Origin of the sequence: Pseudomonas sp. 43NM1 (assembly GCF_002836905.1) — a bacterium.
GTDB lineage: Bacteria > Pseudomonadota > Gammaproteobacteria > Pseudomonadales > Pseudomonadaceae > Aquipseudomonas > Aquipseudomonas prosekii.
The window spans coordinates 1-6,466 of record NZ_MKGS01000077.1; the positions used below are offsets into that span (position 1 = coordinate 1).

General features: G+C 62.1%; 4 protein-coding genes and 1 pseudogene. 4 read left to right on the forward strand and 1 reads right to left on the reverse strand.

From position 1 onward, the window contains the following. Positions 1–221: pseudogene (locus tag BI292_RS08480) on the forward strand (collagen-like protein); the annotation flags it as partial. A gap of 78 nt (positions 222–299) precedes the next feature. On the opposite strand, the gene BI292_RS08485 reads toward BI292_RS08480, so the two are convergent. Further along, complete coding sequence (locus BI292_RS08485) at positions 300–764, reverse strand: CopD family protein (protein ID WP_101207605.1); 465 nt, start codon at positions 762–764, stop codon at positions 300–302. Positions 765–863: 99 nt separating this feature from the next. Here BI292_RS08485 and dinG point away from each other — a divergent pair, with 99 nt between their 5' ends. The 3 genes from dinG to BI292_RS08500 form a co-directional block, all read left to right on the forward strand. Beyond that, positions 864–3,008, forward strand: coding sequence for an ATP-dependent DNA helicase DinG (dinG, locus tag BI292_RS08490; RefSeq protein ID WP_092272161.1), 2,145 nt, complete (start codon positions 864–866; stop codon positions 3,006–3,008). 94 nt (positions 3,009–3,102) lie between these two features. Continuing rightward, positions 3,103–5,604, forward strand: coding sequence for a beta-galactosidase (locus tag BI292_RS08495; protein WP_101207606.1), 2,502 nt, complete (start codon positions 3,103–3,105; stop codon positions 5,602–5,604). Between the two features lie 223 nt (positions 5,605–5,827). Then, positions 5,828–6,466 (forward strand): serine hydrolase domain-containing protein (locus tag BI292_RS08500; RefSeq protein ID WP_157831232.1); only part of this gene is annotated, 639 nt, incomplete at its 3' end.

Here is a 6,466-nt window from a genome sequence, read left to right on the forward strand (position 1 = left end):
GTTTGGAAGTGCCGCGCAGTTATCCGCTGGAGCAGATCAAGGTTCAGGTCGCGGGCGGTGCCGGCGGGTTGGCCGGGCCGGGCGGCAAACCGGGCAAGGGCGGCAAAGCCAAGGGCTGCCTGGTGTACGAAGCGGACGGCGGCAAGAGCGGACGTCCGGGGCTCGACGGCCAACCGGGACCTGCCGGCGCAGCGGGGGCGGTGACGGTTCAGCGCTTGTAACACTGCCGAGTAACCGATTGTTCCCACGCGAGCGTGGGAACAATCATCCTGTAGGAGCGAGGCTTGCCCGCGAAGCTTTTAGAACATCGGCCGAGCCGAAGCAATCGCCACCAGCAGCAACCCGACAATCAGATTGATCCCCACCAACCGGCGAATTTTCCCCAGCGCCGCTGCACCCGTCGGCCAGTCCTGCGCGTCTACCGCAGTGCGCAACTCCGGCAGCAGCAATGCCTGAATCCGGATAAACAGCGCGGTCATCACCACGTACAAACCCATCATCACCTGCACGTAACGCGGCGCGGTTTCAAAACCGGCGTATTGCAGATGAATCATGCCCACGCCGCTGATCGGCAAAATCACCACCGCGACCCAGACCCAGCGGAAAAAACCTTGAAACACTTCTACCCACAGCTTCAACCGGCCGGGGCCTTCCAGGGCCTTCATCGCCGCCGGGCGCAGGACCATCCAGGCGAAAAACATGCCGCCAACCCACACCAGGGCGGACAGCACATGCAGGGTATAAACGAGGCTAAAAGCGGTCATTGAGGTACTCCGTTCTGCGCGGGATTAATTAGCGCGGTATGATAGCCGCCATCCGAAACCACTGAAAATTTATCCAGCGTTTTTTGCGCCCGACAATCCATGATCAGCACCGAACTCAAAACCACGATCCAGGGCGCCTACTCGCGTTTTCTTGAAGCCAAGAGCCTCAAGCCGCGTTACGGCCAACGCCTGATGATCGCCGAAATCGCCAAAGTCCTCGGTGACATCGACACCGACGACGAAGGCCGGCGCAGTGGCGACCCCGCGATTGTCGCGGTGGAAGCCGGCACCGGTACCGGTAAAACCGTGGCTTACAGCCTGGCGGCGATTCCGACGGCGAAAGCGGCGGGCAAGCGCCTGGTGATCGCCACGGCCACCGTCGCCCTGCAAGAGCAGATCGTCTACAAGGATTTGCCCGACCTGATGCGCAACAGCGGGCTGAATTTCAGCTTCGCGTTGGCCAAGGGCCGCGGGCGCTATATGTGCCTGTCCAAGCTCGACATGCTGCTGCAGGAAGGTCACGCGCAAACCGCCACCGCCCAGCTGTTCGAAGAAGAAGGCTTCAAGATCGAGGTCGATGAAGCCAGCCAGAAACTCTTCACCAGCATGATCGAAAAACTTGCCGGGAATAAATGGGACGGCGACCGCGACAGCTGGTCCACCGCCCTCGAAGACGCCGATTGGGCGCGCCTGACCACCGATCACAGCCAGTGCACCAACCGCCATTGCCCGAACTTCGGCCAGTGCGCCTTCTACAAGGCGCGCGAAGGCATGGGCAAGGTTGACGTGATTGTCACCAACCACGACATGGTCCTCGCCGACCTCGCGCTCGGCGGCGGCGCGGTGTTGCCGGACCCGCGCGACACCATCTACGTGTTCGACGAAGGTCACCACTTGCCGGACAAGGCAATCGGTCACTTCGCCCACTACACGCGCCTGCGTTCCACCGCCGACTGGCTGGAAACCACGGCCAAGAACCTGACCAAATTGCTCGCCCAGCATCCGCTGCCGGGCGACCTCGGCAAGTTGATCGAGCAGGTGCCGGAGCTGGCGCGCGAGATCAAGACCCAGCAGCAATTCATGTTCACCGCGTGCGAGCAGGTCGCCGATTTCAAACCCGGCGAAGACGTCGAGGGCCGTGAGCGGCCACGGCACCGTTTCGTCGCCGGGGTGATCCCCGAGCACATGCGCGAGATGGGCATCGAGCTGAAAAAAGCCTTCGCGCGCCTGACCGACTTGTTCACGCGCCTCACCGAACTGCTCAAGGAAGGCATGGACGGCGAGGTCAACATCGGCATCGCCAGCAACCAGGCCGAAGAATGGTATCCGCTGTTCGGCAGCCTGTTGTCGCGTTCATCCGGCAACTGGGAATTGTGGACCGCGTTCACCGCCGAAGATCCGGAAGACAGTCCGCCGATGGCCCGTTGGCTGACACTGGCGGAAAGCGGTTCGCTGTTCGACATCGAGGTCAACGCCAGCCCGATCCTCGCCGCCGAAATGCTCCGGCGCAATCTGTGGAACGTCGCTTACGGCGCGCTGGTGACCTCGGCGACGCTGACGGCGCTCGGCACGTTCGACCGCTTCCGCATGCGCGCCGGCCTGCCGAAAAAAGCCGTGACCGCCGTGGTGCCGAGCCCGTTCCATCACGCCGATGCTGGCGTCTTGCGTGTGCCGGACCTGAAAGCCGATCCGCGTGACGCGCCGGCGCATACCGCGGCAATCATCCGTGATCTGCCGGAACTGGTCGAAGGTTCGCGCGGCACGTTGGTGCTGTTTTCCTCGCGCAAACAGATGCAGGACGTGTTCGACGGCCTCGACCGCGACTGGCGCAAGCAAGTGTTCATTCAAGGCAACCTGTCGAAACAGGAAACCCTGAACAAGCACAAGGCGCGGGTCGATGGCGGTGATTCCAGCGTGCTGTTCGGTCTTGCGAGTTTTGCCGAAGGCGTCGATTTACCGGGCGCATATTGCGAGCACGTGGTGATCGCGAAGATTCCGTTCTCGGTGCCCGATGATCCGGTGGAAGCCGCGCTGGCCGAGTGGATCGAAGCACGCGGCGGCAATCCGTTCATGGAAATCTCGGTGCCGGATGCGTCGCTGAAACTGGTTCAGGCCTGTGGTCGTTTGCTCCGAACCGAAGAGGATCGCGGCACGATCACTTTGCTTGATCGGCGACTGGTGACCCAGCGTTACGGCAAAGCGATCCTCAATGCATTGCCGCCGTTCCGGCGTGAAATTTCCTGAAACACGCGTGGGCCTTTTGGCCCGCCGCGTTGTCTATCCCTCATTACCGCTTTTCCACTGGCCATTGTTGGTCGTTAGGGAGAATTTCGTTCTCATGATTCGTCGTTCGTTGCCTGCTGTATTTGCCCTGTTGTTCGCAACGCCGTTGTTGGCCGCCCCCGCTGGCCAGCAGACGCTGTTCAACTTTGTGCGCCCCGCCGATGTGGTCCAGGTGGCGACGCAGGAAGCCAGCCTGCCGCAATCCAACGCTGAACAAACGGCTGAAGGCGAAGTGCTGCGCCGGGTGACGTTTAACCCGACTGCGCAGCCGTCCTTGCGCCTGAGCCCGCAAAGCGGCGCGTGGGACTGGTCGCAATCTGGCGTCATGAGTCTGCGGATCCAGAGTGCGATGAGCTGGGCGGTGACCCTCTACGTGAAAATCCAGAGCAACGACGGCAAGACGCTGATCAGCCGCGTCGACCTGCCGCCCGGTCCGGTGCAAACGCTGCTGGTGCCATTGGTCGCCAGCACGCCGCTGAATCAGGGCATGAAGGCCGGTCCGCCGATGCCGATCACGTTTGACGGTCAGCGGGTGTTGCTGGCCAGCAGCACCGGTGAACTGGACCGCAGCCAAGTGGTTTCGGTGAGTTTGTCGATGGATCAGCCTAAAGTCGCGCAAAGCATCCTGCTCGAACGCTTCGGCGTGCAGGACGGCGAGGCGGTGACCAAAGCCGCTTACGGTGGCGTGGTCGATGCTTACGGGCAATCGACCCGGGCCAAATGGCCCGAAAAAGTCAGCAATGACGAACAACTCAAAGCCGCTGCCGGCAAAGAACAGCAACAACTGAAAACCTGGCTGGCCGAGCGTGCAAAGTCGCCCCTGGATAAATTCGGTGGCTTGAACAAAGGCCCGGTGTTCAAGTCCAGCGGCTTCTTCCGCACTGAAAAGCGCGACGGCCGCTGGTACCTGGTGACCCCGGAAGGTCATCCGTTCTATTCCATCGGGGTGAACACCGTGGCGCCGGACGTGGCTCGAACCTACGTCGCCGGTCGCGAGTGGATGTTTGAAGCACTGCCCCAAGCCGCGGAGCCGCTGGCCATTCACTACGGCGACGGCGACAACCGTGGCGGCAACGGCGCTGATCAGGGCCGCGCGTTCAACACTGGCCGCTGGTTCGACTTTTATGGCGCCAACCTGCAACGCCTATATGGCCAACCGTGCGCCGTGGCCAGCGAAACCAAGGCTGGCGTCGCTGAAGCGGCCAAGGCTGACGCCGTCGCGGCAAGCGCTGAAAAAGCCGCCGAGCCAGCGGTCAAGCCTGGCACCGCAGAGGCCGGAATCGCCGAAGCGGCGCAGACCCACGCGGTCGAAGCGGCCAAAGTCGAGCAAGCTCCCGCTGAACCGTGCAAAGCCGTGGTCGACGAACAGCGCTGGGCCAGTCACACGCTGGATCGCTTGCAAGCCTGGGGTTTCAACACCGTCGGCAATTGGAGCGCGCCGGTCTTGGCCAACGCCGATCGCGTGCCATACACCTTGCCGCTGTCGATCGTTGGCGATTACGCGAGCATCAGCACCGGCACCGATTGGTGGGGCGGCATGCCCGATCCGTTTGACCCGCGTTTTGCCATGGCCACCGAGCGTGCAGTGGCCATTGCGGCGCGCGATCATCGTGACGACCCATGGCTGATCGGCTATTTCGCCGATAACGAACTGGCGTGGGCCGGTCCCGGCAATGATCCGAAAGCCCGTTATGCCTTGGCTTACGGCACGCTGGAAATGACTACCGACGTGCCGGCCAAGCGCGCGTTCCTCAAGCAATTGCGCGATAAATATCGCAATCAGGCCGGTTTGTCGAAAGCCTGGGGCATTGATCTCCCGGCGTGGGAATTGATGGAAGACCCGGGTTTCGTGCCGCCGCTGCCAAGCGCCGAGCACCCGGAGATCGAAGCTGATTTCAAATACTTCCAGAAAGTCTTTGCCGACACTTATTTCAAGACCATTTCCGACTCGCTGAAGTGGCACGCGCCGAACCAGTTGCTGCTCGGCGGCCGTTTCGCCATCAGCACCCCGGAAGCGGTGCAGTCCTGCGCGCAGTATTGCGATGTGCTGAGTTTCAACATGTACACCTTGCAGCCGCAGGACGGTTACGACTTCGCGGCGTTGCGCAGCCTCGACAAACCGGTGTTGATCACCGAATTCAACTTCGGCTCGGCGGATCGCGGCCCGTTCTGGGGCGGCGTGACGCAACTGGCCAAGGAAGAAGATCGTGGCCCGGCTTACGCCAACTTCCTCAAGCAGGCGATCAGCGAACCATCGATTGTCGGCGTGCATTGGTTCCAGTATCTGGATCAGCCCGTCAGCGGGCGTTTGCTGGATGGCGAGAACGGCCACTTTGGCCTGGTCGGCATCACCGATCTGCCGTTTCAGGGCTTTGTCGACAGCGTGCGCAAAAGCAATTTGTTAACGGTTGAGCAACTCGGCAAAGAGGCCGAAAAGGCCCGAGCCGAAGCGGACAAGGCCAGCCACGAAGGCGAGGGCGGCCGCCAGGGCGACGCCGGCAAAGGCCCGGGCAAGGGCGAAGGGCATACGGGCGGGCATTCCGCAAACGGGCATTGATACCTGAGGCCGAGTTGCCTTCTTCGCGGGCAAGCCTCGCTCCTACAGGATTTGCGCAAAACCTGTAGGAGCGAGGCTTGCCCGCGAAGGCGTCCTGATTTCACTCAATATTCCCGAACAATCCCTCCGTCGACCGACCGCCCAGCCCGCACCTGTTCCCAAAACCCTTCAGGGCTGGAACAATGCGAACCACTTTGTAGAGCGTTTAGGCGGGGAGTTGTGGGTGCAGATTCAAGGTCATTACGAGCTTAAGTTCGAAGCAGTGCGCGAAGCTTTCGCGGCATTGTTCGACGATCCCCAGGAACGTGGCGCGGCGTTGTGCATCCAGGTCGGCGGTGAAACCGTCATCGATCTATGGGCCGGTACTGCCGACAAGGATGGCGCCGAAGCCTGGCACAGCGACACCATCGCCAATCTGTTCTCCTGCACCAAGACCTTCACCGCCGTTACCGCGCTGCAACTGGTCGCCGAGGGCAAGCTGCAATTGGACGCCCCGGTTGCTCGTTACTGGCCCGAATTTGCCGCTGCCGGCAAAGAATCCGTCACCCTGCGCCACTTGCTCTGCCACCAGGCCGGCTTGCCGGCCCTGCGCGAATTGCTCGCCCCCGAAGCCTTGTATGAATGGCACACCATGACCGACGCGCTCGCCGCCGAAGCACCGTGGTGGACGCCGGGTCAGGGCCACGGTTACGCCGCGATCACCTACGGCTGGCTGGTCGGCGAGTTGTTGCGCCGTGCCGACGGGCGTGGGCCGGGCGAATCGATTGTCGCGCGGGTGGCCAAGCCGTTGGGCCTGGACTTCCATGTCGGTCTGGCTGACGAAGAGTTTCACCGCGTCGCCCACATCGCCCGTGGCAAGGGC

Excerpts from the sequence above, each read along its gene's own strand:
- BI292_RS08485 (WP_101207605.1), bottom strand. The coding sequence starts at position 764 with ATGACCGCTTTTAGCCTCGTTTATACCCTGCATGTGCTGTCCGCCCTG.
- BI292_RS08495 (WP_101207606.1), top strand. The coding sequence starts at position 3,103 with ATGATTCGTCGTTCGTTGCCTGCTGTATTTGCCCTGTTGTTCGCAACG.
- dinG (WP_092272161.1), top strand. The coding sequence starts at position 864 with ATGATCAGCACCGAACTCAAAACCACGATCCAGGGCGCCTACTCGCGT.